Raw genomic sequence first — 2,287 nt, forward strand, 5'->3', positions numbered from 1 at the left:
ATCCTAAGAGAAGACAATCAAAAACAAGAACTGCAAAGAGAAGAACTCATGATAAGGCAGTAGCTCCTACATTGGCTATTTGTCCGAATTGCGGCGAATGGCACGTTTACCACACTGTATGTGGTGCTTGTGGCTATTACAGAGGTAAGCTCGCTATTGAGAAAGAAGCAGCTGTATAATTAGTACAGTTATACTGAAAACAGCCTGAGGGTAAAGCTCTCCGGCTGCTTTAAGTATTATAGTATTGCTAATTTAAAATAGGTTTGATGGAAAAAATAAATGCAGTAATCACAGGAGTCGGCGGGTACGTTCCCGATTATATCTTAACTAACGACGAGATATCAAAAATGGTGGATACCAACGACGAATGGATTATGACTCGTATCGGAGTAAAGGAGAGACATATTCTGAATGAGGAAGGATTAGGTAGTTCATACATGGCACGCAAAGCTGCCAAACAGTTGATGAAGAAAACTGGTGCTAATCCTGATGACATTGATTTAGTTATTGTCGCTACCACTACTCCTGACTATCACTTCCCTTCTACAGCTTCTATTCTTTGTGATAAACTCGGACTAAAGAATGCTTTTGCCTTCGACTTGCAGGCTGCTTGTAGCGGTTTCCTGTATTTGATGGAGACAGCTGCTAATTTCATCCGTTCGGGAAGATATAAGAAAATTATCATTGTCGGTGCCGATAAGATGTCGTCAATGGTTAACTATACAGATCGTGCTACATGCCCTATCTTTGGTGACGGTGCTGCTGCCTTTATGGTGGAACCGACTACGGAAGATTACGGAATTATGGATTCGATACTGAGAACTGATGGCAAAGGATTGCCTTTCCTCCACATGAAAGCTGGTGGTTCGGTTTGTCCTCCGTCTTATTTCACAGTAGACAATAAAATGCACTATTTGCACCAGGAAGGAAGAACAGTGTTTAAATATGCTGTGTCCAACATGTCGGATGTATCTGCTGCTATTGCAGAAAAGAATGGTCTGACGAAAGATAATATCAACTGGATTGTTCCGCATCAGGCGAATGTCCGCATTATCGAAGCCGTGGCTCACCGTATGGAGGTGCCAATGGATAAAGTGTTGGTAAATATTGAGCATTATGGTAACACCAGTGCTGCTACTCTTCCTTTGTGTATCTGGGATTATGAAGATAAACTCAAGAAAGGTGATAATATCATTTTCACTGCATTCGGTGCCGGATTTACATGGGGCGCAGTTTACGTGAAATGGGGTTATGACGGAAAAAAGGAATCGTAACGTAAGTTACTGAACTATAACACTCAAAAACGCATCCTATTTCGATTCGATGCGTTTTTTTGTCTCAACCAATAAAATGAAGAGAAATGCATAAAGCAGGTTTTGTAAACATTGTAGGAAATCCGAATGTCGGAAAATCGACATTGATGAATGTCTTGGTGGGTGAACGTATTTCGATCGCTACTTTCAAGGCGCAGACAACTCGTCACCGGATTATGGGAATCTATAATACGGATGAAATGCAGATTGTTTTTTCTGATACTCCGGGAGTATTGAAGCCCAATTATAAACTACAGGAGTCGATGCTGAATTTTTCTACTTCGGCATTGACGGATGCGGATATCTTGCTTTATGTGACTGACGTGGTGGAGACGCCGGATAAGAATAATGAGTTTATGGAGAAGGTACGCCAGATGACGGTGCCTGTGCTCCTGCTCATCAATAAGATAGATCTTACAGATCAGGAAAAACTGGTAAAGCTGGTGGAAGATTGGAAAGAACTGCTTCCCCAAGCCGAAATTATTCCGATTTCTGCTACATCGAAGTTCAATGTGGACTATGTGATGAAGCGAATCAAAGAACTGTTGCCCGATTCTCCTCCTTATTTTGGAAAGGATCAGTGGACGGACAAGCCTGCCCGTTTCTTTGTGAATGAGATTATCCGGGAAAAGATTCTGCTTTACTACGACAAGGAGATTCCTTATTCGGTGGAAGTGGTCGTAGAGGAGTTTAAGGAAGAGCCGAAGAAGATTCATATTCGTGCGGTGATTAACGTGGAACGTGATTCGCAGAAAGGAATTATTATCGGTAAACAGGGCAAGGCGTTGAAGAAGGTAGCTACCGAGGCTCGCCGCGAACTGGAACGTTTCTTTGGAAAGACTATTTTCCTCGAAACGTATGTGAAAGTGGATAAGGATTGGCGTAGTTCGGATAAGGAGCTGCGTAATTTTGGTTATCAGTTAGATTAAGAGTATTCATGCGACTGTGATAGTCGTGAAAAAACAAGGTATTGA

The 2,287-nt window shown here is 42.0% G+C and carries 3 protein-coding genes; all 3 read left to right on the forward strand.

Annotated features, from left to right (window positions below):
* Positions 1-179 (forward strand): 50S ribosomal protein L32 (rpmF, locus tag ACT8YW_RS23010; protein ID WP_368334132.1); only part of this gene is annotated, 179 nt, incomplete at its 5' end.
* Positions 180-266: 87 nt separating this feature from the next.
* Complete coding sequence (locus tag ACT8YW_RS23015; protein ID WP_049701803.1) at positions 267-1,274, forward strand: beta-ketoacyl-ACP synthase III; 1,008 nt, start codon at positions 267-269, stop codon at positions 1,272-1,274.
* A gap of 86 nt (positions 1,275-1,360) precedes the next feature.
* Positions 1,361-2,242 carry a GTPase Era gene (gene era, locus ACT8YW_RS23020; RefSeq protein WP_004308624.1) on the forward strand — a complete coding sequence of 294 codons (882 nt, stop codon included), beginning with the start codon at positions 1,361-1,363 and terminating at the stop codon, positions 2,240-2,242.
* The last annotated feature ends 45 nt before the right edge of the window (positions 2,243-2,287 follow it).

It is taken from the genome of Bacteroides sp. (genome assembly GCF_052357945.1).
Lineage (GTDB): Bacteria > Bacteroidota > Bacteroidia > Bacteroidales > Bacteroidaceae > Bacteroides.

Bases quoted from the DNA above. Each gene is read 5' to 3' on its own strand.
- ACT8YW_RS23015 (WP_049701803.1), top strand. From the start codon at position 267: ATGGAAAAAATAAATGCAGTAATCACAGGAGTCGGCGGGTACGTTCCC.
- era (WP_004308624.1), top strand. From the start codon at position 1,361: ATGCATAAAGCAGGTTTTGTAAACATTGTAGGAAATCCGAATGTCGGA.